Origin of the sequence: Burkholderia vietnamiensis LMG 10929 (genome assembly GCF_000959445.1) — a bacterium.
GTDB lineage: Bacteria > Pseudomonadota > Gammaproteobacteria > Burkholderiales > Burkholderiaceae > Burkholderia > Burkholderia vietnamiensis.
Genome location: NZ_CP009630.1, coordinates 934924 through 958826, shown reverse-complemented (window position 1 = coordinate 958826; position 23903 = coordinate 934924). Strand labels below are relative to the sequence as shown.

General features: G+C 69.6%; 16 protein-coding genes. 6 read left to right on the top strand and 10 right to left on the bottom strand.

Annotated elements, in window-relative coordinates:
* The first annotated feature begins 120 nt into the window (after positions 1-120).
* Positions 121-1824 carry a purple acid phosphatase family protein gene (locus tag AK36_RS04400; RefSeq protein WP_043292459.1) on the top strand — a complete coding sequence of 568 codons (1704 nt, stop codon included), beginning with the start codon at positions 121-123 and terminating at the stop codon, positions 1822-1824.
* A 139-nt stretch (positions 1825-1963) separates the two neighbouring features.
* Here AK36_RS04400 and AK36_RS04395 read toward each other — a convergent pair whose 3' ends face one another.
* Positions 1964-2596, bottom strand: a complete 633-nt coding sequence (locus AK36_RS04395) for a LysE family translocator (protein ID WP_045577947.1) — start codon at positions 2594-2596, stop codon at positions 1964-1966.
* A gap of 125 nt (positions 2597-2721) precedes the next feature.
* On the bottom strand, positions 2722-3618 hold the full coding sequence (locus AK36_RS04390; RefSeq protein WP_045577946.1) for a LysR family transcriptional regulator: 897 nt from the start codon (positions 3616-3618) through the stop codon (positions 2722-2724).
* Between the two features lie 52 nt (positions 3619-3670).
* Between AK36_RS04390 and AK36_RS33660 the strand changes: the two genes are divergently transcribed.
* From AK36_RS33660 to AK36_RS04375, 4 genes are all read left to right on the top strand, one after another.
* Positions 3671-3838 carry a hypothetical protein gene (locus AK36_RS33660; RefSeq protein ID WP_155626128.1) on the top strand — a complete coding sequence of 56 codons (168 nt, stop codon included), beginning with the start codon at positions 3671-3673 and terminating at the stop codon, positions 3836-3838.
* Positions 3835-4674, top strand: coding sequence for a sulfite exporter TauE/SafE family protein (locus tag AK36_RS04385; protein ID WP_045577945.1), 840 nt, complete (start codon positions 3835-3837; stop codon positions 4672-4674). Before AK36_RS33660 ends, AK36_RS04385 begins: the two co-directional genes overlap by 4 nt.
* 117 nt (positions 4675-4791) lie before the next feature.
* Positions 4792-5052: a hypothetical protein gene (locus tag AK36_RS04380; protein WP_011882312.1), complete on the top strand. Its 261-nt coding sequence runs from the start codon at positions 4792-4794 to the stop codon at positions 5050-5052.
* A 218-nt stretch (positions 5053-5270) separates the two neighbouring features.
* Positions 5271-5573 carry a DUF4148 domain-containing protein gene (locus AK36_RS04375; RefSeq protein ID WP_011882313.1) on the top strand — a complete coding sequence of 101 codons (303 nt, stop codon included), beginning with the start codon at positions 5271-5273 and terminating at the stop codon, positions 5571-5573.
* A 105-nt stretch (positions 5574-5678) separates the two neighbouring features.
* Here AK36_RS04375 and AK36_RS04370 read toward each other — a convergent pair whose 3' ends face one another.
* Both AK36_RS04370 and AK36_RS04365 read right to left on the bottom strand, forming a co-directional pair.
* A complete protein-coding gene (locus AK36_RS04370) occupies positions 5679-7454 on the bottom strand; it encodes a diguanylate cyclase domain-containing protein (RefSeq protein ID WP_045577944.1) in 1776 nt (591 codons plus the stop codon).
* Positions 7451-8587, bottom strand: coding sequence for an extracellular solute-binding protein (locus tag AK36_RS04365; RefSeq protein WP_045577943.1), 1137 nt, complete (start codon positions 8585-8587; stop codon positions 7451-7453). The genes AK36_RS04370 and AK36_RS04365 overlap by 4 nt, the downstream gene beginning before the upstream one ends.
* A 229-nt stretch (positions 8588-8816) precedes the next feature.
* On the opposite strand from AK36_RS04365, the gene AK36_RS04360 reads away from it, so the two are divergent.
* Positions 8817-10250, top strand: coding sequence for an aminotransferase-like domain-containing protein (locus tag AK36_RS04360; RefSeq protein ID WP_011882316.1), 1434 nt, complete (start codon positions 8817-8819; stop codon positions 10248-10250).
* A gap of 179 nt (positions 10251-10429) precedes the next feature.
* Here the strand turns inward: AK36_RS04360 and AK36_RS04355 are convergent, their stop codons facing one another.
* The 6 genes from AK36_RS04355 to AK36_RS04330 all read right to left on the bottom strand — a co-directional run bounded on the left by AK36_RS04355 (position 10430) and on the right by AK36_RS04330 (position 23356).
* Positions 10430-11710: a virulence factor family protein gene (locus tag AK36_RS04355; RefSeq protein WP_045577942.1), complete on the bottom strand. Its 1281-nt coding sequence runs from the start codon at positions 11708-11710 to the stop codon at positions 10430-10432.
* Positions 11707-14301, bottom strand: a complete 2595-nt coding sequence (mprF, locus tag AK36_RS04350; RefSeq protein ID WP_045577941.1) for a bifunctional lysylphosphatidylglycerol flippase/synthetase MprF — start codon at positions 14299-14301, stop codon at positions 11707-11709. Before mprF ends, AK36_RS04355 begins: the two co-directional genes overlap by 4 nt.
* A 524-nt stretch (positions 14302-14825) precedes the next feature.
* Positions 14826-19034: a bifunctional nitrate reductase/sulfite reductase flavoprotein subunit alpha gene (locus AK36_RS04345; protein ID WP_045577940.1), complete on the bottom strand. Its 4209-nt coding sequence runs from the start codon at positions 19032-19034 to the stop codon at positions 14826-14828.
* Between the two features lie 16 nt (positions 19035-19050).
* Positions 19051-19398, bottom strand: a complete 348-nt coding sequence (gene nirD, locus AK36_RS04340; RefSeq protein WP_014724812.1) for a nitrite reductase small subunit NirD — start codon at positions 19396-19398, stop codon at positions 19051-19053.
* A gap of 37 nt (positions 19399-19435) precedes the next feature.
* Entirely contained in the window at positions 19436-22009 is a 2574-nt protein-coding gene (gene nirB / locus AK36_RS04335; RefSeq protein ID WP_045577939.1) for a nitrite reductase large subunit NirB, read from the bottom strand.
* 21 nt (positions 22010-22030) lie between these two features.
* A complete protein-coding gene (locus AK36_RS04330) occupies positions 22031-23356 on the bottom strand; it encodes an MFS transporter (protein WP_045577938.1) in 1326 nt (441 codons plus the stop codon).
* Between the last annotated feature and the right edge of the window lie 547 nt (positions 23357-23903).

Genomic DNA, 23903 nt, shown 5'->3' with positions numbered 1-23903 from the left:
AACTGCGCTTCGACAATGCGTGGCACCGGATTCCCGCTCGTTTCCGGCCGCTCCTCCGGGCGTGCATGCGCACGGCCGGACGGTTCCGCCTTGCGCGTGTCATCCAACGAAAATCCGATCATGTCGAACCAGGACACCTTCACCGCCGAGTCGAACGAATCGAACGCGTCGAACGAGCCGGCCGCTTCCGTGTCGCGTCGCGGCTTCCTGAAACTGGCCGGCGTCTCCAGCCTCGCCACTGCGGCGAGCGGCCTCGGCGCTGCACGCGCGGCCGCCGCGACGCCGGACGGCACCCCCGAGCAGGTGCATCTGACGTGGGGCAACGACCCGAGCTCCGAAGTCGCGATCTCGTGGGCGTCGCTCGCGCCGGCCGTCAACCCGCGCGCACGCATCGTCGCCGACGGCGAACCGGCACGCACCGTGCACGGCGTGCAACGCATCTACACCGACGGCCTGAACGGCGAAACGGTGTTCACCTACCACGCGCGCGTGCATGGGCTCAAGCCGAACACGCGCTATCGCTACGAGCTCACCGCCGACAACGACAGCAACGCCGCGCAGCCGTTCGCCGCGACGTTCGCAACCGCTCCGCGCGGGCGCGCGCCGTTCCGCTTCACGAGCTACGGCGACCTCGCGACGCCGAACGGCGCATGGGTGCTGTCGTCGCCGCAGAGCCGCTTCGCGGTGCAGGCCGTCGAGCAATTCCAGCCGCTGTTCCACCTGCTGAACGGCGACCTCTGCTACGCGAACCTGAACCCCGCGCACCAGCCCGAGGTATGGCGCGACTTCGGCAACAACAACCAGTCGTCGGCCGCGAACCGGCCGTGGATGCCGTGCCCCGGCAATCACGAGATCGAGTTCAACAACGGCCCGCAAGGGCTCGACTCGTATCTCGCGCGCTACCAGCTGCCCGAGAACGGCACGCGCTTTCCGGGCCGCTGGTACAGCTTCCGCGTGAGCTCGGTCCTGTTCATCTCGCTCGACGCCGACGACGTCGTCTACCAGGACGCCGCCGCCTTCGTCGCCGGCCCCGCGCCGCTGGTGCCGGCCGCGAGCACCGGCCACGCGCCGATCGAGCCGGGCACGTCGTTCTACGTGCGCGGCTACAGCAACGGCGAGCAGACGCGCTGGCTCGAGCACACGCTGCGCCACGCGGCGCACGACGACGACATCGACTGGATCGTCGTGCAGATGCATCAGGACGCGCTGAGTTCGTCGAAGACGGGCAACGGCTCCGACAAGGGCATCCGCGAAGCGTGGCTGCCGCTGTTCGACCGCTACGGCGTCGATCTGGTGCTGTGCGGCCACGATCACGACTACGAGCGCAGCTACCCGGTGCGCGGCTGCAATCACCGCGCGGGGGTCGACGCCTCGACCGGCGAAGTGGTCGAAACGCTGCAGCCGCGCCCGGTCGGCCCGGCCGACCCGGACCGCACCACGTTCGACACGAGCGCCGGCACGATCCATCTGATCCTCGGCGGCGGCGGCACCAGCGCGCCGCTCGACGTGTACGGAGAAAACCCGGCGACCGGCTACGCGCAGGCGAAGGTCTTCACGAAACCGAACCGGCCGGTGCCCGGCACGGCGCCGAACACGTTCGTGCGCAAGCCCGCCGACGCGCTCGAGGACGCGATCTGGTCGGCGCGACGCGATACGGGCACCGGTTACGGGATCGCGGTGTTCGACCACGATCCGGGCAAGCCCGGCGGCCACACGACGATCACGATGCGCTACTACCATGCGCCCGGTGCGGACCAGCACCCGAGCCCGCAGTACGAGCTGTTCGAGACGATCGAGTTGCGCAAGCAGCGCCGCGAGCATTGATCCGGTGGCCGCACGCCGCGCAGCGCGGCGCTGCGGCCTCGCGCCGACGCTGCGGACGGTCGCGCGGCATACGCGCGATGACTCATCGGCACGGCGTGACGATCCGCGCGATGCCGATCGTCACGCACCGTGCCGCGCGCTAGTTGCGCGATTCGACCGCGATACGCACGGCGAGGCCGGCCAGCACGGTGCCCATCAGCCAGCGTTGCGTGCGCGCCCACAGCGGCCGGCCGGCGAGGAAGCCGGCGATCGAGCCGGCCATGCAGGCAATCAGCGCGTTGATGCTGACGCTCACCGTGATCTGCACGCAGCCCAGCGCCAGCGATTGCGCGAGCACACTGCCGTATGCGGGCGAAATGAACTGCGGCAGCAGCGATAGGTACATCACCGCGATCTTGGGGTTCGCCAGGTTCGTGACGAAGCCCATTGCGAAGAGTCGCGCGCCGCTGTCGTGCGGCAGTTGCCGGACCTCGAACGCGGAGCGACCGCCGGGCCGCAGCGCCTGCCACGCGAGATACAGCAGGTATGCGGCGCCGCAGAAACGCAGCGCGTCATACGCGTACGGCACCGTCAGCAACAGCGCGGTGATGCCGAATGCCGCGCAGAACATGTAGAACACGAAGCCCAGCGCGACGCCGCCGAGCGACACGAGCCCGGCGCGGCGGCCCTGGCAGATCGAGCGCGAGATGAGGTACAGCATGTTCGGGCCGGGCGTGAGCGCCATGCCGAGCGATACGAGTCCAAACGCAATCAGGGTGGGCAGCGTCGGCACGGCGGGCTCCTTGCGCGATATCGGGTGACGGGTGAACGTCGAACAATGTAGTGCATGTCGGCCTGCGTCGGCATGAATAAACTGCAAGCCTCTGATGAGCAGTCTGCATCGCGCGGGCCGGCGCCCTACTTCGCCTTCTTCGCCCGCGTACGGACGGTCTTCCCGGTCCTGGCACGCTGCGCGTCGACCAGCCCCACGAATTCGTCGACGACCGCGTTGCCGGCCGCCTTCCACGCCAAGCGCACGGACCGGTGCAGCCGCGGCGACAGCTCGAGCACGCGACCGCCGAAGCGCGAGTACGTGAGCGTGATGCGCGGAACGATCGAGACGCCCATCCCGGCTTCCGCCATCGACAGGATCGTGCGCATCTCGACCACGTTGAACGCCGCGCGCAGCGACGCGCCGTTGCGCGCGAAGTAATCCGCGATCACCGGCCCGCAGCCGGCCTTCGAGAAGATGAAGGGCAGCGCGGCGAGCCGCTTCGGCGACACGCTGTGGCGGCCTTCGAACAGGTCGGGCGCCGTCACCGCGACGAACTCCTCGTCGAGCAGCGGCAGCGTGTTCGGGAACGTCTTCGCGCCGGCGACCACGCCGATGTCGGCCGTCCCATCGTCGATCCAGCCTTCGACCTCCGCATCGGTGCCTTCGAGCAGCACCGCGGTCACGCCCGCGTGCGCGGCTTTCAACGCCTCCAGCGCCGGCACGACGAAGGCAAGCGACACGCTCGGCAGCGACGCGACCACCAGCCGGCCTTCGAGCTTGCCGCGCGACAGCGCGAACTGCTGGCGCAGCGTATGCGCGTCGCGGACGACGTTCTGCACGTACGGCCACAGGCGTTCGCCGGAAGCGGTCAGCACGACCGGCTGGCGGTCGCGCAACAACAGCTTGACGCCGGTGAGGTCCTCGAGCTCGGTCAGCGCGTGGCTGATCGCGGACTGACTGCGGCTGAGCCGCTCGGCCGCGGCCGTCAGCGAACCGAGTTCGACGACGGCCGCCAGCGCCTGCAACTGCGCAAGCGTCATCTGGTTTCCTTGTTTCGATGCGTGAACCGTCTGCATGATACGGTCGATTCGCATGAACCGGATCGAAGCGGCGCTGCAGCATGTGCGCGATGCCCGCGCGGCTCGGGTAACATGCGGCGTCGCATCGGGCCGCGCGCTGCAACAGCGCGGCCGGCTCGATCCGACAACCCGACAACACGACAACCGCGTGCACGCGCGCACGCGTCGGCAATCGACATGAATCTGACAGTAGGTGTGCTGGTATCCGCCCTGCACGGGCTCTCGCTGCCCGATCTGGCCGGCATCGCGGTTGCGCTGCTGCTGGGCGGCATGGTCAAGGGCATCACGGGCATCGGCGTGCCGCTGGTGGCGATGCCGATCCTCAGCCAGTTCCTGCCGATTCGCGATGCGGTGCTGCTGCTGTCGATGCCGATCATTCTGGGCAACATCCCGCAGGCGCTGGAAGGCGGCCAACTGCTGGCCACCGCGCGCAAGATCGCCGCGCCGATCGTCGGCACGGTACTCGGCAACATCGTCGGCGTCGTCATCCTGCTGGCGATGAACGCGCGTCACGCGCAGGCCGCATCGGGCCTGCTGCTGATCGTCGCCGCCGCGCTGATGCTGAGCGCGCCGAAGCTGACGCTGCCGCCCGCATGGCAACGGCCGGTCGGCTTCGTGCTGGGTTTCGGCGCCGCGCTGATGGAGAGCATCGCGTCGGTGCCCGGCCCGCTGCTCGCCACGTACCTCATTTCGGCGGGCGCGACCGGCCGCGCGTTCACGAAGCAGATCGCGATCATCCTCGTCGTGTCGATCGTCACGCTGATCACGACGTTCAGCGGCGCCGCGCATGCGAGCGGCGCGGACCTCGCGATCTCGGCCGCGGCCAGCGTTCCCGCGATCGCCGGCATGTGGCTCGTCCGGCCGCTACGCGACAGGATGTCGCCGCGCGTGTTTCGCACGGTCGTCCTGCTGTTCGTGCTGGCCGCCGCCGCGCAGATGATCTGGAAATCGGCCGTGCTGCGGCCTGCCGCTGCGCCGGTGGCTCATGCCGATCGCGCGCGCGTCGACGGAAAATGACGGCCGCCGCGCGCCGCGCGGTTCATTGGATCGCCGCACGCGCGGTATCCGGATTGCCGCACCGCCGCCGCTGCCGCCATCCGGCCTCGATCCGCAACACGCGTTAGACTGTCCGGCATGGAACCATGCCGTTACTGCCACCGAATCCGCGATGAATGGGATTGCCACGGCGACGAGTGTCGCCGCGCGATCGCGAAGGCACTGCGCCGGCAGCGCGCGGGCTTGCCGATGGTGCCCGATCGCATCCGCAACGAACTGCCGTCGGACGCGCCGACCCAGCAGGTGATCGCGGTCCTGTCGCGCCAGCGTCTGCGCGCGCGCCGCGGCAACGAGGAACGCCGCGAGCGCAAGGAAATCGACGACGCGGACGGCGTCTGAAACGGGCCGCTGGCCTCCGCCGTCCACCGTCGACCCGCGTGGGATGCATGCGGGGACGAATCCCGTTTCGCCTTCGTTTGCGCCCGCGATTGTTGCCCTCACCAAAAGAATCTTTCGTCGAAACCCGCGTTTACCCTGAATCTTCCGACGCCTACGATGTAATCAATCGCTCACGACACGGTGTCGCCGGCGAACTCAATAGAACATCGGAGGTCATCATGAAGTCGCTCGTTTCCGCAGTCGTTGCCGCTGTCGCCCTGTCCGCTTCGGTCGGCGCATACGCGCAAAGCACCGTCACCCGTGCGCAGTTGCGCAACGAACTGGTTCAACTCGAACACGCAGGCTACACGCCGAGCCAGTCGAGCCCGCACTATCCTGCCGACATCCAGGCCGCCCAAGCCCGCGTACACGCGGTCGACGACAGCGGCTACGGCGCACAGCCGGCCGCGGTAGTCGAGGGCGGCGCACCGGCAGCCGTCAAGGTGCGCCCGGCACACGACTCGGTCTATTTCGGCCACTAAGCGTGCCGCCGCGCGCCTCGCGCGGCCGACGCAGCTCCGGCAAGCCCGTCGCGAGACGGGCTCGCGTCGTTTCTTGGCCCGGCATCCACTGCCCGGCCACCATGCTCAGCAGCCGTCCTCGGCCGCCGCGCGCTGCGCGCCGTCGGCCACGACACCGCTGCCCAGCAAGGTCTGATACCGCACGCATGCGCTCTGCGCCGACGCCTTCGCCGCGTACATCGCCGCGTCGGCCTTCACCAGCAGTTCCTCGGCCGATGTGCCGTCGGCCGGATACTCGCTGACGCCGATGCTCGCGCCCACCGCCAGTTGCCGGTCGCCGAACTCCATCTCCTGCGCCATCACGATCTGGATACGCGACGCGATCTCGTCGATGACCGTCGGCGAGCGCACGTCGGCGATCAGCACGATGAATTCATCGCCGCCGAGCCGCGCCGCCATGTCGCCGGTGCGCAGCACCTGAGTCAGCCGCGTCGCGACGGCGACGAGCGCGCGGTCGCCGGCCGCGTGGCCGTGCTGGTCGTTGATCTGCTTGAAGCGGTCGAGATCGACGAACATCACCGCGAGCCCGTCGCGCGTCGCGGCCGCGTGCCCGATCGCCTCCTCGAGGCGCTCCATGAACAGCAGGCGGTTCGGCAGTCCGGTCAACGGATCGTGACCGGCCAGATGCGCGAGCTCCTGCTGCTTCGCGCGCAACATCGCAACCTGCGTGCGGATCTCGACGCGCATGCTGTCGAAGCAGCGCGCGAGCACGCCGATCTCGTCGGCGCGCGCGACGGGCAGCCGCTCGGTGGCCCGCTCGTCGAACACGTGGGTCGCCGCGCGCGCGAGCATCTGCAGCGGCCGCGTGATCGCGCGCGCGAACAGGATCGCGAGAATCACCGCGGCGACGCTCATCAGCAGCACCATCCGGACGATCCGCTCACCGAGAATCCCGGCCGGCGTCAGCACGTCGGCGAGCGGGCGCGAGGCGCCCAGCACGACGAAGCGGTTGCCTTCGGCGTTGCCGAACGGCGTGCGCACGAACGCCGCCATCTCGCCCGGCAGCGTGTCGGGCTCGGCGAGCCCGTCGAGCGTCACGTTCGTGCGCACCCCGCCGAACAGCAGCCGCGTGGCTGGAAAGCTGTCCTGCATCAGCACGCGCCGGCCGCGATCGAAGCCGAAGGTCTGCGACGGATCGGGATGCACGATGAAGTCGCCCCACTCGTTCGCCATGTACACCGCATAGTCCTGCGGCAGGTCGCGCTCCAGCCGTTCGAACATGCGCGACAGCTCGACGTCGATCACCAGCGCGCCGACGATCCGGCCGTGCACGTCGACCACCGGCGTGCCCACCCGCAGCATCGGCAACCCTTCGGCTTCGTGCGAACCGTTCTCGTGATCGATCCCGATCGGCGACAGGTAGATGTGGCCGGGCGCCGTCGCGAGCGTGTCGAAGACGTATGAAAACTGGCCCTTCTCCTGAAACATCGTCTCCGGCAACACGACCACGCCGTGCGCGTCGCGGTCGACGCGAAGCCGCTCGAGCCCGAAATCCGCGCGCGCGATCAGCCGGATCTGCAGATACTCGGGATGGTTGCGCATGAAACTGACGTACACCTGCTCGAGCCGCGTGCGCGGCGCGCGGTCGGGGTCCGTGCCGAGCGCGACGCGCGCGGACGAAGGCAGCTGCGCGAGCACGAGCGCATCGTCGGCGACGTCGGACAGCGCGGTCGTGAAGCGCTTCCCGAGCAGGTGCGTCGACATCAGCAGGCTGTGCTGCGCCTCGAGCACGAGCATCGTCCGGTTCGCGCGATAGGCGTAGTAGCCGGTCGTGCCGGCCGCGATCACGCCGATGCACGCGAACAGCACCGACAGCTTCGACGTGAGCCCGAGCCTGATCATTTGTCGAACCGCTCCGGGCGATCGCCCGACACGATGCGGCTCCACAATGCCTCGCGCCGCGCGATGTCCTCCACCGGCTGCAGCCACACCAGATGCTGGTGCCCGGCGTCGAGACCGGGCGTCGGCTGCAGCGTGTTGGCGAGCCCCTGGCGCTCGGTCAGCAGCGTGCCGACCGCCGGCTCCAGCATGTAGTTGATCCAGGCGAACGCGAGCGCGCGATGCTGCACGCCGCGCGTGACGCCCCAGCAATCGAGCCAGGCGAGCGCGCCTTCGTCCGGAATCACGTAGCCGACGTCCGCGCCCGCGCGACGCAGCTGCTCGACCTGCTGCGTCCCGTAGTTGCCGAACATCAGCGCCGCACGATGCGCGACGAACAGCGCGGTCGCTTCTTCGGGCAGCGTGTAGTAGGTGAGCAGGTTGCGCCGCAGGTCGACCAGCTTGCGTGCGACGGCAAGCGTTTGCGCGGGCGTCAGGCGAAACGGCTCGGGATAGCCGAGGGCAAGCGCGGCGAACGAAAAATTGTGCTGCGCGCTGTTGAAATCGAGCACCTTGCCGCGGTAACGCGCGTCCCACAGCGCCAGCATCGAGTGCGGCGCGACCGGCACCTGCTTGCGGTCGTAGATCAGGCCCATCGACGAATAGGTGAACGGAATCGCATAAGCGAAGCCGTTGCTGACGAGGCCGCCGATCGTGTCGAGCTGCTGGAAATTCGGCAGTTGCCGCCGGCGGTTCGGGATCTGCGAAAGCTCGATCGGCGCGAGCAGGCCGTCGCGCACGTAACGCTGGATCTCGGCGGTGTTCGCCGCCAGCACGTCGTACGGCGGCGGCGACGCGCTGTGCATGCGGCTCCACAGCGCCTCGTCCGAATCGACGAAGGTCACTTCGACGCGCGCATGGAATTGCGTCTCGAAGGCACTGACGACATCGTTGTCGGCATAGCCCGGCCACGCGAGCACACGCAGCACGTTGTCGCCGGCCGCTTCGGCCGAGGCCGCGGATGCGCGAGCGCCCGGCACGCACAGCAGCGCCGTGACGAACAGCCGGCACACGACCCGGCTCGCGTGCAGACGCACGTGCTGACCCACGCCGATTCCCCTGATCAATCGGTCCCCGCCCGCGTTCCCCGAATGCATCCGACTGTCCTTTTTAGAGTCGATGCCTATCGTGCCACAAGACCATAAAAACAATGCGTATGCAATCGGAACAAGCCGTACGCAAGCGGTGTGCAGTCGGGCTTCGCGGGAACGACGGACGCGGCTGCGCGCGCGCTTTCCTTTTCCGGCCGCGCATCGGACAATGGCGCGCCGATGCCGCGCCGCGTCGGCGCACCTGCAAGGCGACACCCTGCCCGCGCCCGTACCGATGAAACGCTACGAAACCCTCGCCCATACGATCGCCGACGAAATCCGCGACGGCAACCTCGCGGCCGGCACGCGCCTGCCGTCGCTGCGCCAGATCATCGCGCAGCACGGCGTGAGCCAGTCGACGGTGTTCCGCGCGTATTACCTGCTCGAGCAGTGGGGCTTGATTCGCGCGCGTGAACGTTCCGGTTATTACGTCGCGCCCGGTGCGGCCGCCGCAGCGCAGCCGCCCGCGCAAGACGGCGCGCAGCGCGCGGGCGCCACGCGCAAGGTCGATATCAGCGATCTGGTGTTCTCGGTGCTCGACGCCGCGACGCAGCCCGGCATCGTGCCGCTCGGCTCCGCGTTTCCGGCGCCGCAACTGTTCCCGCTGCCGCGCCTCGCGAAGTCGCTGGCGCAGGCCACGCGGCTCGTGAGTCCGTGGAGCACGGTCGTCGATCTGCCGCCCGGCAACGAGGCGCTGCGCCGGCAAATCGCGCGGCGCTATCTCGCGACCGGCATCGCGCAGCCCGTCGACGAGATCGTCGTCACGAACGGCGCGCTCGAGGCGCTGAACCTGTGCCTGATGGCCGTCACGCGGCCCGGCGACGTGGTGGCCGTCGAATCGCCCGGCTTCTATGCGGCGCTGCAGGCGATCGAGCGGCTTGACCTGCGCGCGGTCGAGATTCCGGTCGATCCGCGCACGGGCCTCGATCTCGACGCGCTCGCGAACGCGCTCGCCCAGCACGACATCCGCGCGTGCTGGTTCATGACCAATTTCCAGAACCCGACCGGCGTCACGCTGTCAGCAGACAAAAAGCGCGCGCTGGTCGACATGCTCGCCGCGCGCGACGTGCCGCTGATCGAAGACGACGTGTACGGCGAGCTGCATTTCGGCCCCGACTATCCGCTGCCCGCGCGTGCGTTCGACCGGCACGGCCTCGTGATGCATTGCAGCTCGTTCTCGAAGACGCTCGCGCCCGGCTACCGGATCGGCTGGGCCGCGGCCGGCCGCTTCGCGCAACGGGTGCAGCGGCTCAAGCTGATGACCACGCTGTCGGCCAGCATTCCGGCGCAGGCCGGCATCGCGAACTATCTGGAGCACGGCGGCTACGATCGTCATCTGCGCAAGCTGCGCGGCGCGCTGCACGCGCAGCTCGCGCGCATGGACGATGCACTGCGGCGCTGGCTGCCGGCCGGCGTCGAATGGACGCGGCCCGACGGCGGCTATTTTCTGTGGCTGTCGTTTCCCGACGCGATCGACGCGATGGAGCTGCATCGGCAGGCGATCGCGCGCGGCATCAGCTTCGCGCCGGGGCCGCTGTTCTCGGCCGCGCACGGCTTCGAGCGCTGCGTGCGCGTGAATTTCGGCCATCCGTGGAGCAGCGACATCGAGCGCGCGATTCGCGTGCTCGGCGAGCTCGTCGCCGAACCGTCGGTGCGCAAGGCCGGCTGAGCGTCACGCGCACGCAGTGCAGGCGGCGCACGTACGCGGTGCGGTGCGGTGCAAGCCCTTCGCTCCCTCGACGCGTGAGCACGGCGGCCACCCCGCCCACCAATGAAAACGGGCGACCCTCAGGCCGCCCGTTCCGCTCATCCTGCGTGCCGCGCCCGCCGCGACGCGGGCGCCGCCGATCAGCGCGCCGGCACCGGCTTGCCGAACCCGCCGAGGATCTTCTTCTCGAGCGCGATGTAGTCGTGGCCGAAGTGATGATCGCCGCCGGTCTTGATCACGTCGGCGCCGGTATTGACGAGCGCCGGGCACATCGTGTCCTTCTCTTCGGCGCCGTAGAAGCACTGCACGAGCTGCGGCGGCACCTTCGCGATTTCCGGCGCGACCTTCAGCGCCTTGTCGCTCGCCGGCATCCCGAGCCAGCCCGTCACGCGGATCTGGAAATCCGCGGCCGGCGCGAAGCCGAGCAACGCCATCACCGCGACCTTCTCGCGCAGCTCGGCCGGCAGCCGGTTGTAGGCGAACGGCATCACGTCCGCGCCGAACGAGTAGCCGACCAGCGCGACGCGGCTCGCATGCCAGCGCGCCGTGTAGGTGCGCATCACGCGCGCGAGGTCGCGGCTCACCTGCGCGGGCGGCTTCTCGCTCCAGAAATAGCGCAGGCTGTCGATGCCGACCACCGACACGCCGTCGCGCTGCAGCGCCTCGGCGATCGTCTTGTCGAGATCGCGCCAGCCGCCGTCGCCCGAGATCACGATCGCGAGGCGATCGCTGCCGCCCTTGGCCGGCAGCTCGACGAGCGGCAGGTCCGAGACGTCGAGTTCATCGCTGCTGCTGGTGTCGTGCAGATGGGCCGTGACGAGCGACACGAGCTTCGCGGTGTCGCCGGCGGCGGCCGTTTCGACGAAGCCCGGCATCGCGCGCCGCACGATCGTCGGATCGGGCGGGCACGGCTTGAAGCGCGCATCGAGCTTCGCGGCCGGCTCGACCGACACGACGCCGGCGATGGTGTTCTCCGGCGCCATCGACAGGATCTGCCGGGCGATCGCGCCGCCCTGCCCGACGCCCGCGACGATCGGCGTGTAATAGCGTGCCGATTGCGCGAGGCGCTCGAGCTGGTGGCTGACCGCCTCGGCGTCGCCGTCGAGGTGGTGACAGGTCTCCTGCTTCGCGGCGAGATTGGCCGCGTAGCGCTCCGAATCCACGCCGACCGTCATCGCGCCCGCTTGCGCGAGCGCATCGGCCGCCTGCTGGTCGGCCGCGCCCCAGCCGCGCTCGCGCGAGAACAGCACGACGAAGCCGCGCAGCGGGCCGCTCGGCTTCGTGACGGTCACCGGGCCGTAACGGCCGCCGGAGACGGTTTCCGGCTTCGCCGCGACAGGTTGTGCGGCGCTCGCGGCGCCGGCCAGCATCATTGCCACGCAGACGATTGCCGTCTGCGCGATACCCTTCTTCAACATCATGAACGCCGACCTCCAGCCAGCAGGGACAGATCCGCGAGCGTGACGAACACGCCGACCGAGCCCGAGGCCGCCAGATAGCGCGGCTCCCAGTGCGGCTCGAACTTGCTCTTGAACGCACGCAAGCCGCGGAAGTTGTAGAAGCGGCCGCCGAAGCGCCACACCATCAGTCCGAACCGGTGCCACGGCGACGGCATCTTCGCCGCCCCCATGCCCGAGAACGGCGCGATGCCGAGGCTCAGCTTGAGGAAACCCGCTTCCTTCAGATGCAGCGCGAGCTGCGTAAACAGATACTCCATCGCATACGGCGACGCCTCCGGCAGATGGCGCATCACGCCGACGGTCGCCTCGGTGTTGAGGTCGGTCGTCATGAACGTGACGAATGCGATCGGCTTGTCGGCCTGGCGCACCAGCATCACCGACTGCGTCGCGAGATAGCCATCGTGGAACGCGGCCACCGAGAAGCTCTTCTCGCGTGCGTCGCGGCTGTCGAGCCAGCCGTCGGAGATGTCGCGCAGCGCCGGCAGCGCGGCCGGCACGTCGTGCGGCGCGATCACCTCGACCGACAGCGCGTCCTTCTCGCCGCGGCGCAGCGCATAGCGCAGGTGCGAGCGGTTCGAGCCCTTCAGGTCGAACCGGTCGAGCGCGATGTGCGCTTCCTCGCCGAGCTTCATCAGCGTGAGGCCCGCGTCGAGATACAACGGCAGCGCGTTGGCGCGCACCTGGTAGAACGCGGCGCGGCCGCTGTGCGCGTGCGCGAGCGCGATGAACTTGCTGATCAGCGCCGGCCATTCCTCACGCGGCCCGACCGGGTCGTGCAGCGCGGCCCAGGTGCGGCCGTTCTTCGCATACATCAGGAACGCGCGGCGCGATTCGGAGAACAGGAACGACTTGTCGCCCATCAGCGCGAGGCCCGCGTCACTGCATTCCTGCGCACGGATGATCTGCTCGGCGTCGAGCAGGTCCTGCGCGGCCGGCTTCACGAAGCGGCCGGGCGCCGGGCGCAGCAGTTGCCACAACGCGAACATCGCGACGAACACGCCGGCCGCGAGCGTCGCCCGCAACGCGCGCGGCGCGCGCGCGTCGAACGAGAAATGCGACCACAGGTCGCGCGTGTACGGCACGTCGCGGAACGCGAAGCACAGCACCCACACGGCGAGGATCAGCACCATCGTCACCGACACGAACCAGCTCACCGTGAAGCGTTCGGCCAGCAGCGACGAATGCCGGTTGAAGCGGCGGCGGCTCACGAGCAGCAGCACGAGCAGCGTGCCGAGCACGCCGGCTTCGACGAAGGCGAGCCCCTTCGCGAGCGACAGCGCGAGGCTCGCGAGCGTCAGCGCGAAGGTCATCCACCATGCGCCGTCGAGCCGGCGCAGCAGCCCGCGCGCGACGAACAGCAACGCGACGCCCAGCACGCTGCAGATCACCTGCGAACCCTCGAGCACCCACAGCGGCACGATGTTGCGCAGGATCGCGATCCGATGCCAGAACGCCGGGGTCGCGCTCGAAATCACCAGCATCCCGCCGACTGCGAACGTCACGAGGCTCAGGAACAGCGGCGCGAGCTGCGACACGCGCGCGGCCTGCCGCGACACGAGCCGGTGGCGCAGCGCGCGGCCTTCGAAACCGGCCAGCAGGCCGGCCGACAGCACGAGCGGCACGCCGAAGTAGATCGCGCGGTACGCGATCAGCGCGGCGACCATCGCATGGGCGGGCACTTCGCGGCCCAGCGTGAAGACCATCGCGGCCTCGAACACGCCGATCCCGCCCGGCGTGTGGCCGATCATGCCGAGCAGCAGCGCGGCCGCGTACACGGTGATGAAGGTCGGGAAGCCGACCGGCGCGGCCGGCAGCAGCACCCACAGCGTCAGGCCCGCGGCCACGACGTCGAGCACCGCATACACGACCTGGGCGACGAGGTCGCGCCGCGCCGGCACGTCGAACGACAGCCATTTGAAGCGCGTGACGACCGGTCGCGCGGTGCGGCCGCACATCGCCGTCATCGCAGCCAGCGCCGCGAGCAGCGCCGCGCCGCTCCACGTCGGCACGGCCGGCGCGACGTGCAGCATCGCGGCGAGCGTCTGCGGCACGCAGACCATCCCCACCGCCGTCATCAGCACCAGCGCGAGCGCGAGCGTGCCGCTGGTGAAGACCGTCATGCGACCGATCTGCGCGGGCGTGACGCCCGACACGCCGTACACGCGCGCGCGCACCGCGCCGCCCGTCAGCGCGCCGAAGCCGGTCGCATTGCCGAGCGCGGAGCCGGCGATCGCGCCGGTCCACAGCGCCGTACGCGGCACCGCGGCGCCGACGTAGCGCAGGCCGACCGCGTCCCGCGCGACGAGGGCGAGATAGCTGAATGCCGTCGCGGCCAGCGACGCGCCCCATTCGCGGGCGGACATTTGACGCAGTTGACGGATCACCGACCGATAGTCGACGGATTGCGACAGGTGCTGGAAGACCACGATCAGCAGCAGGCCGATGCCGAGCGCGAGCAGCGGAGACAGCACGCGCTCGTTGCGCAACAGCGCCGAGACACGGGCGATCGCCGCCGCGGCACGGCCGGGCGGCCCAGGGTGGCGGGAAGACATAGGTTGTTCAGTGGTGGTGCATAGCAAGTCGCGGCGCGGGACGGCCGGGCGGCGACGAATCTGGCTGGTTGTTCTGCATGGGCGGTCCGCCTGAGACGATGGCAGGCGACGCCTGGGTCAGAAATTACGAGTATACGGAATTTACATTACAGAATGTTTCGATTTGGCGTCGGGCGGGTTGGACACGCCGCGCGCATCAAAAATCCGTAAAAAGAATGCGCGCGCTGCGAATCATACCGGGAAGCGGCGGGGGTTTTCATCAGGAGAATGCCGGGAGGGGTGTGCGGCGGGAGATTCTTGCCGGCGGCTGGGTCCGCGAGCGGCGTCGGTGCGGCGACGCGGCCGGCGGAAAACGGGGCGCGAAGCGCTCGGCACGACGCAGCGCGTATCCCGCGCCAAGCCGGCGCACCCTTGAGCGCAGGCGGCCGACGCCGACGGTGACGTCGATGCGGCTCGCACGACCGACGGCACTCGACGCGACCGCCGCGCGTGCGATGGAGAAGCGCGAACGCCGCCCCACCCGCTCAATACACGTCCCGCACGTACCGCCGCGCCTTCGCGAGCCGCGCGACGTAGTCGTTCGCGGCTTCGTCCGACATTCCGCCGTGTTCGGCCACCACTGCCTTCAGCGCGGTATCGACGTCCTTGGCCATCCGGGCGGCGTCGCCGCACACGTAGAAATGCGCGCCGTCCTCGAGCCAGCTGTACAGCTCCGCGCCGTGTTCGCGCATCCGGTCCTGCACGTAGATCTTGTCGGCCTGGTCGCGCGAGAACGCCAGATCGAGCCGCGTGAGGAAGCCGCTGTCGCGCATCGCGCTCAGCTCGTCGCCGTAATAGAAGTCGGTCTGCGCGTGCTGCTCGCCGAAGAACAGCCAGTTGCGCCCGCGCGCGCCGCGCGCCTGCCGCTCGTGCAGGAAGCCGCGGAACGGCGCGACGCCGGTGCCGGGGCCGACCATCACGACCGGCACGTCGCCGTTGACCGGAGGCCGGAAATGCGCGGACTTCTGCACGAACACGGGCACGCGGCCGTCGTCCGCGCGATCGGCGAGGAACGTCGACGCGACGCCTTTACGCGCGCGCCGGCCGTTGTGATAGCGCACGGCCGACACCGTCAGATGGATCTCGCCGCGATGCGCGCTCGGGCTCGACGCGATCGAATACAGCCGCGGCTGCAGGCGCTTGAGCATGCCGACCAGTTCCATGCCCGACAGCTCGACCGGAAACTCGTGCAGCACATCGGCCAGCTGTTGTCCCCACAACCACTGCTTGAGGTCCGCCTTGCGATCGTCGCCGAGCAGCGCCTTGAGCGCGCCGTTCGCGCTGCGCGACGCGATGAACGCGAGCGTGTCCGGATGCGGGCGCGTGATGTCGAAGTGGCGCGCCAGCGCATCGGCCAGGCGCACGTCGCCGACGCCCGCCACCGACACCGGCGTGTCGGCCTTCAACGCGGTGACGGCCAGCAGCTCGTCCACCAGTTCCGGGCAGTTGGTCGGCCACACGCCGAGCGCGTCGCCGGCCTCGTATTCGAGGTTCGCGCCTTCGGTCGACAGCGACACGTAGCGCGTGTCCTTCGCCGCGCCCGGCCGGTTCAGCCGCAGGTTCGCGACGAGCTTCGACGGCGCCGGATGCGCCTTGCTCGGCAGCAGCCCCGACGCGCTCGCGCCGGCGCTCGGCACCGCGTGCAGCGCCGCGTCGGCCTCCTTGATCCGCGCGACCACGCGTTCGAGCCATTGGTCCGCGTCGCGCTGGAACTCGACGTCGCAATCGACGCGCGCACACAGCCGCGTCGCGCCGAGTTCCGCGAGCCGCGCGTCGAGCCGGCGGCCGTGGCCGCAAAACTGGTCGTAGTTGCGATCGCCGAACGCGAGGACCGCGAACTGCATGCCTTCCACGCGCGGGGCGCCGGCCGCCTGCAGTGCATCCCAGAACTCGCTGCCGTTGTCGGGCGCGTCGCCGTCGCCGAACGTGCTGGTCATCAGCAGCACATACTGCGCGCTCGCCAGCGACGCGACCGGGTAATCGGACATGCACGCGGTGCGGATCTCGAAGCCGGCGTTCATCAGCTGCGTCGCGTAATCCTCGGTCAACGATTCGATGTTGCCGGTCTGCGACGCCCACAGCAGCGTCACCTTCGGCCGCGTGCGCACGATCCGCACGCCGCCCGGCGCGGCCGCGTCGGCCGGCAGCGCGGGCGCCGCGCGTTCCGTCGCGGGTGCGGGCGCCGAGCGGCTGAACAGCCCCGCGAGCATCCCGTCGAGCCAGTAGCGCACCGGCGGCGTGAGCGGCGCGCCGGCCGGCAGCACCGGCACGCCGCCGTCGCGGCGGCCCGCGCTCGCCCGCAGCCCGCCGACGAGGCCGGCCACGTACAGGCGCTCCGCGTCGGAGAGCGGCGGCGGCGCGAGATCGGCCACGCCGAGCGCCGCCGCGAAAGTGTCGAGGTCTGCCATGTCGGATTCCTGTGAAGCCGATAGCGATACCGGCGCAGCCTGAGCATCGGCTGCGGCGGCTGCGTGGGCGGCATCGGCTGCGGCCGCATCGGGGCGCGCCGTGTCGTCGTCGGCGGGCGCGAACGCGTTGGTGTCCGCGCGCGTCAATGCGACCGCGCAGTATTTCAGTTCGGGCTGCTGCGATTCCGCGTCGATCGCGTCGTTCGTCACCGCGTTGATGCACAGCTCGTCGCCGTACACGTCGTTCCAGTGCATCGGCGCGAAGCAGTTGCCGCGCAGCACGCGTTCGGTCACGACGGCCGGCAGCACCGCGCGGCCGCGCGCCGAGCGGATCTCGACGCTGTCCTTCGCGGCGATGCCGAGCGCGCGCGCATCGTCCGGATGAAGTTCGACGAACGGACGCGGGTTCAGCTTGTTCAGCATCGCGACCTTGCCCGTCTTCGTCATCGTGTGCCACTGATGCTGCAGGCGGCCGGTGTTCAGCACGATTGGGAACGTGTCGTCGGGCAACTCGGCCGGCGCGACGTGCGGTCGCGCGAAGAAGCGCGCGCGGCCCGACGACGTCGGGAACGCGATGCGCGGCGCGGCGCCGCCGTCGGCCGCCGGCCGCAGCGTCTGGCTCACGCCGTCGTTCAGATAGCGGATCGGATGCCGCTCGCGCGCGGCGCCCAGTGCAACCGGCCATTGCACCGGCCCGTCGCGCAGCGCCGCATGGCTCGCGCCGCGCAGGTCGTAGCCGGTCGCCGGGTTCGAGAACCGCACGATCTCGTCGAACACGTCGGCCGCCGACGCATAGTCGAACGCCGCGCCGAAGCCCATCGCGCGCGCGACTTCCGCGACGATGCGCCAGTCCGGCAGCGCGTCGCCCGGCGCCGCCACCGCCGCGCGCATCAGCGTCAGGTTGCGCTCGGAGTTGACCATCACGCCGTCGCCCTCGGCCCACAGCGCGCCGGGCAGCAGGATGTCCGCATAACGGTTGGTTTCGGTGTCGAGGAACGCGTCCTGCGCGATCACCAGCTCCGCCGCCTGCAGCCCCGCGATCACGTTCTGCCGGTTCGGCACCGTCGCGACCGGGTTCGTGCAGATGATCCAGCACGCCTTGATGTCGCCGGCCGCCATCCGCTCGAACAGGTCGACCGTGCCGCTGCCGGTCTCCTGGCGCAGCGTGCCGGCCGGCACGCGCCACAGGTTTTCGACGAACCGGCGGTCGTCGTCGGACGCCACCGAGCGCTGGCCCGGCAGGCCGGCGCCCATGTAGCCCATCTCGCGGCCGCCCATCGCGTTCGGCTGGCCGGTCAGCGAGAACGGCCCGCTGCCGGGCCGGCAGATCTTGCCGGTCGCGAGATGCAGGTTGCAGATCGCATTGGTGTTCCACACGCCGTGCGTGCTCTGGTTGAGCCCCATCGTCCAGCAGCTCGTCCATTCCGGCGCATCGCCGATCCACTGCGCGGCCGTGCGGAGGTCGTCCGGCGCAAGGCCGGTGATCTCGGCGACGCGCTCCGGCGTGTAGTCGGCGAGGAACGCGGGCATCGCGTCCCAGCCCTCGGTATGCGCGTCGATGAACGCGGCGTCGGTGCGGCCGTTCGCGTGCAGCAGATGCAGCAGCCCGTTGAGCAGCGCGAGATCGGTGCCGGGCCGGATCTGCAGGAACAGGTCGGCCTTGTCGGCCGTGCCGGTGCGGCGCGGATCGACGACGATCAGCTTCGCGCCGGCCTTCACGCGATCCATCATCCGCAGGAACAGGATCGGATGGCAGTCGGCCATGTTCGCGCCGATCACGAAGAACAGGTTCGCGCGATCGAAATCCTGGTACGAACCGGGCGGACCGTCCGCGCCCAGCGACTGCTTGTAGCCGGTGCTCGCGCTCGCCATGCACAGCCGCGAGTTCGACTCGATGTTGTTGGTGCCGACGAAGCCCTTCGCGAGCTTGTTCACGAGGTACTGCGCCTCGATCGACATCTGCCCCGACACATAGAACGACAGCGCGTCCGGCCCGTGCGCGTCGAGCACCGCGCGCAGCCGGCGCGCGGTCTCGGCGATCGCGTCGCGGGCCGGCAACGGGACGAGGTCGTCCTCGCGGGCGCGCCGCACGAACGCGCGATCGAGCCGCCCGGAGCGGCGCAGCGCGACGTGCGCGGACGAGCCCTTCGTGCACAGCCGCCCGAAGTTGGTCGGATGCTCGGAGTCGCCGGACACCTTGACGACTTCGTCAGCCTCGACGTGCAGCACCATGCCGCAGCCGACGCCGCAGTACGGGCACACGCTCTTGACGGGGGTGGCGCTCATGCGTGCTCCGTGACGTTCAGGCGGCGATCCACACGAAACCGTCCTCGACCCGCGACGGATAGGCGCTCACCGATTTGTCGGGTGCTTCGAGGCATTCGCCGGTCCGCAGATCGAAATGCTGCTTGTACAACGGCGACGCGACGACGATGCGCTCGCCTAGGCTGCCGATCAACCCGCGCGACATCACCGCGGCCTGCGACACCGGATCGACGTTGTCGATCGCGAACACGCCGCCGGCTTCGGCGTGCGCGACGTGGAACACGGCGACCTGCTCGCCGTTGACGAGCGCGCACACGCCCGTGTTCGGCACGATGTCGTCGAGCGGGCATACGCGGGTCCAGGACAGCGGAAGACGATCGTTCATGATGGGCTCCTTGAATGAGGCGCTGGCGTCGGCCAGCTCAGACGGTGGCGGGTTCCGCGACGACCGGGATCGCGACCGGCTTGCCGCCGGGGCGCTCGTCGGGCGTCGCGGGGCGGATCTGGCCGCGCGTCTCGACGAACGCGATGGTCGTGTCGGGCGCATCGCTGTTCACGAAGTGGCGGAAGCGCTTGCGCGTCTCGGGATCGGTGACGGCCTTCTTCCATTCGCATTCGTAGGTGTCGACCACGTGCTGCATGTCGGCCTCGAGCTCGGCCGCGATCCCGAGCCGGTCGTGCACGACCACATCGATCAGGTAGTCGAGCCCGCCTTCGAGGTTGTCGCGCCACACGCTGGTGCGCTGCAGCCGGTCGGCGGTGCGCACGTAGAACATCAGGAAGCGGTCGATGTAGCGGATCAGCGTGGCGCGATCGAGGTCGGAGGCGAGCAGCTCGGCATGGCGCGGCTTCATCCCACCGTTGCCGCATACGTACAGGTTCCAGCCCTTCTCGGTCGCGATAATGCCGACGTCCTTGCCCTGCGCTTCCGCGCATTCGCGCGTGCAGCCCGATACGCCGAACTTGATCTTGTGCGGCGCGCGCAGGCCCTTGTAGCGGTTTTCGATGTCGATCGCGAGGCCGACCGAATCGTCGACGCCGTAGCGGCACCACGTCGAGCCGACGCACGACTTCACCGTGCGCACCGCCTTGCCGTAGGCGTGGCCCGATTCGAAGCCGGCCGCGATCAGTTCCTCCCAGATCGACGGCAGCTGTTCGACGCGCGCGCCGAACAGGTCGACGCGCTGGCCGCCGGTGATCTTGGTGTACAGGCCGTACTTCTTCGCGACCTGGCCAACGGCGATCAGCCCTTCCGGCGTCACCTCGCCGCCCGCCATGCGCGGCACGACCGAGTACGTGCCGTCGCGCTGGATGTTCGCGAGGTAGTAGTCGTTCGAGTCCTGCAGCCCCGCATGCTCCTTCTTCAGCACGAACTCGTTGAAGCACGATGCGAGGATGCCGGCGACGGCCGGCTTGCACACGTCGCAGCCGAGGCCGCGACCGTGCTTGTGCAGCAGTTCGTCGAACGTCGTGATGCGCTCGACGCGGATCAGATGGAACAGCTCCTGGCGCGAATGCGCGAAGTGCTCGCACAGATGGTTGTTGACCGCGAGGCCCTGCTTCTTCATCTCGGCCTTCATGATCTGCGTGACGAGCGGCACGCAGCCGCCGCACGACGTACCCGCGCCCGTGCACGACTTCAGCGCGCCGAGGCTCGTCGCGCCGTCGGCCACCGCCGCGCAGATCTGCGACTTCGACACGTTGTTGCACGAGCAGATCTGCGCGCCGTCCGGCAGCGCGTCGACGCCGAGCGCGGGCTTCGCCGCGCCGTCCGACGACGGCAGGATCAGGAACTCGGGCTGCGCCGGCAGCTCGATGCGGTTCAGCATCATCTGCAGCAGCGTGCCGTATTCCGTCGCATCGCCCACCATCACCGCGCCGTGCAGGAACTTGCCGCAGTCGGACACCACCAGCTTCTTGTAGACCTGGCGGCGCTCGTCCGCGTACTGGTAGGTGCGGCTGCCGGCCGTCGCGCCGTGCGCGTCGCCGATGCTCGCCACGTCGACGCCCATCAGCTTCAGCTTGGTGCTCATGTCGGCGCCAGCGAATGCGGCATCGGCCGCATCGGTCATCTTGCCGCCCAGCTGCTTCGCCACCACGCGCGCCATGTCGTAGCCGGGCGCGACGAGGCCGTACACCATGCCGTTCCACGCCGCGCACTCGCCGATCGCATAGATGTCGGCGTCGCTCGTGCGGCATGCGTCGTCGATCGCGACGCCGCCGCGCGGGCCGATGTCGAGGCCGCATGCGCGCGCGAGTTCGTCGCGCGCGCGGATGCCGGCCGAGAACACGATCATGTCGGCATCGAGATGCGAGCCGTCGGCGAACGCCATCCGGTGCGCGTGCTGCTCGCCGTCGACGATCTCCAGCGTGTTCTTGCCCGTATGCACGGTCACGCCGAGCGACTCGATCTTCGCGCGCAGCATCCGGCCGCCGCCGTCGTCGACCTGCACCGCCATCAGCCGCGGCGCGAATTCGACGACGTGCGTGTCGAGCCCCATGTCGCGCAACGCCTTCGCGCATTCGAGGCCGAGCAGCCCGCCGCCGACCACCACGCCGCGCGTCGCGTGCGCGCCGCGCGCCTGCATCGCTTCGAGATCCTCGATGGTCCGGTACACGAAGCAGCCGTCACGCTCGTGGCCGGGCACCGGCGGCACGAACGGCCGCGAGCCGGTCGCGAGCACCAGCTTGTCGTACGCGAGCGTTGCGCCGGATGCGAGCGTGACCGTATGCGCGGCGCGGTCGATCGACGCGACGCGCGCGTTCAGCCGCAGGTCGAACTGCCGATGCCGTTCGAAGAAGCCGGGCTCGACCAGCGACAGGTCGTCGGCCGACTTGCCCGCGAAGAATTCCGACAGGTGCACGCGGTCGTAAGCCGGGCGCGGCTCCTCGCCGAGCACCGTGACCTGCAGCGTGCCGGCCGCGTCCGCTTGCGCGGCGAGGCATTCGAGCAGCTTGTGGCCGACCATCCCGTGGCCGATGACGATCAGTTTCATGATGACGTTTCCCTCGGTCGATCAGTTCGCGGCATTCGCGGTGGCCAGCGCGCGGTCGCGCAGCTCGGCCTCGCGTGCCTTGTGTTCTGCGCTGAAGCGCACGGCCATCGCGCACAGCGCCGTCGCGGTGACGACGAGCCCGAGCAGGCTCAGCGCGTGCTGCACGTCGCCGACGCCCTTCAGCAGGAACGCCGCGGCCACCGCGCCGACGTTGCCGCCCGCGCCGACGATCCCCGCGACGCCGCCGAGCGCGCGGCGGTCGATGAACGGCACGAGCGCATAGGTCGCGCCGCATGCCATGTGCGTGAAGAGGCCGAACGTCAGCATCGCGACGAGCGCCATGCCGATGCCTTGCGCATGCGAGAACCACAAGAGCCCGAGCCCTTCGCCGATGATCAGCGCGCACAGCAGCGTCGCGCGCACGTCGAGGCTGCGCCGCGCGGCGATCCGGTCCGACAGCCAGCCGCCGAGCGCGCGGGCGAACAGCGCGAGCAGCCCGAACAGGCCGACCGCGAAGCCGGCGTCCTTCAGCGACAGCTTGAAGTGGTCGACGTAGTACAGCGCGGCGATGTTGTGGATGAACACCTCGACGCCGAAACACGCGCCGTAGGTGACGAACAGCATCCACACGCGATAGTTGCCGCACGCGGCGAAGAAGCTCGCCCAGCCGCCCTTCTTGCCGCTGTCGACCGTCACGCCCTGCTTGCGCAGCGCGACGAAGTCGCCTTGCGGGCAGTCCTGCGTGAAGCGCCAGTACGCCCACGCCATCGCGAGCATCGCGATGCCCGGCACGACGAGCGCGATGCGCCACGACGCGTCGTCGCCGAAGCCGAGCAGCAGGCCGGCCGCGACGAGCAGCGGCATCATCGCCTGCGTCGCGCCTGCGCCCGCGTTGCCCCAGCCGGCCGTCGTCGCGTTCGCGGTGCCGACCACGTTCGACGCGAACATCACCGACGTGTGGTACTGCGTGATCACGAAGCCGGCGCCGATCGCGCCGATGCCGAGCCGGCAGATCAGGAACGACAGGTAGTCGTGCACGAACGACACCGCGAACACGGGGATCGCGCCGAGCAGCAGCAGGCCGACGTACACGCGGCGCGGGCCGAAGCGGTCGCACAGCGGGCCGACCAGCAGCCGCACCGCGATGGTCGCGGCCACCGCGGCGATGTTGATGTTCGCGACCTGCGCCGCGGTGAGATGGAATTCGCGCGAGATCAGCGGCATCAACGGCGCACACGCGAACCACGCGAAGAAGCACACGAAAAACGCCATCCACGTCATGTGGAACGCACGCATCGGCGCGCTGCGGAAGCTGAAGAGATCGATACGGGTAGCTTTGTCGGTCATGTCATCCGCCAAACGAAAAACGGCGTCCTGCACATCCGATCTCGTCGAGACCCGATGTGTAGGACGCCGTTGCCCATGAAGCCCGTTGCCGGGCGCGTCAGTATTCGGTACTGCGGACGAATCGCCGTTGATTCGCCCGAGCCAGCTAACGCAAGCGGCGTGCCATGCCACCCGAAATCTCCGCGAGCGCCCTGTCGTACAAGGCTCGCCGGGCGCCGTCGGCCGTCTTGCGCGGAATCGGCCGCGATATGTCGGGAGGCATCGCGGCACAGATGTGGTGCGCTGCAGCACTATCGCCGTGCGACGTCACGGTGCGTGCCGGTGCGTCGCGATGCACGTGGTGCGGGCATCGCATGCGGGGCGCCGCCGCATGCGAGTGCATGCGTTCGCGTGCCACGCTGGCGTCGTGCGCCGCACGTCGCCGCGGGCGCGGGCCGCGACGCGACGCTTGGCCCGTTTATTGCTGAATCCGTTATCGACACCGGCAACGGCGCCGGTGGGCGGTCTTTCCCCCATGCCGTCCCGGCCGATCCAGGCGGGGCCGGCA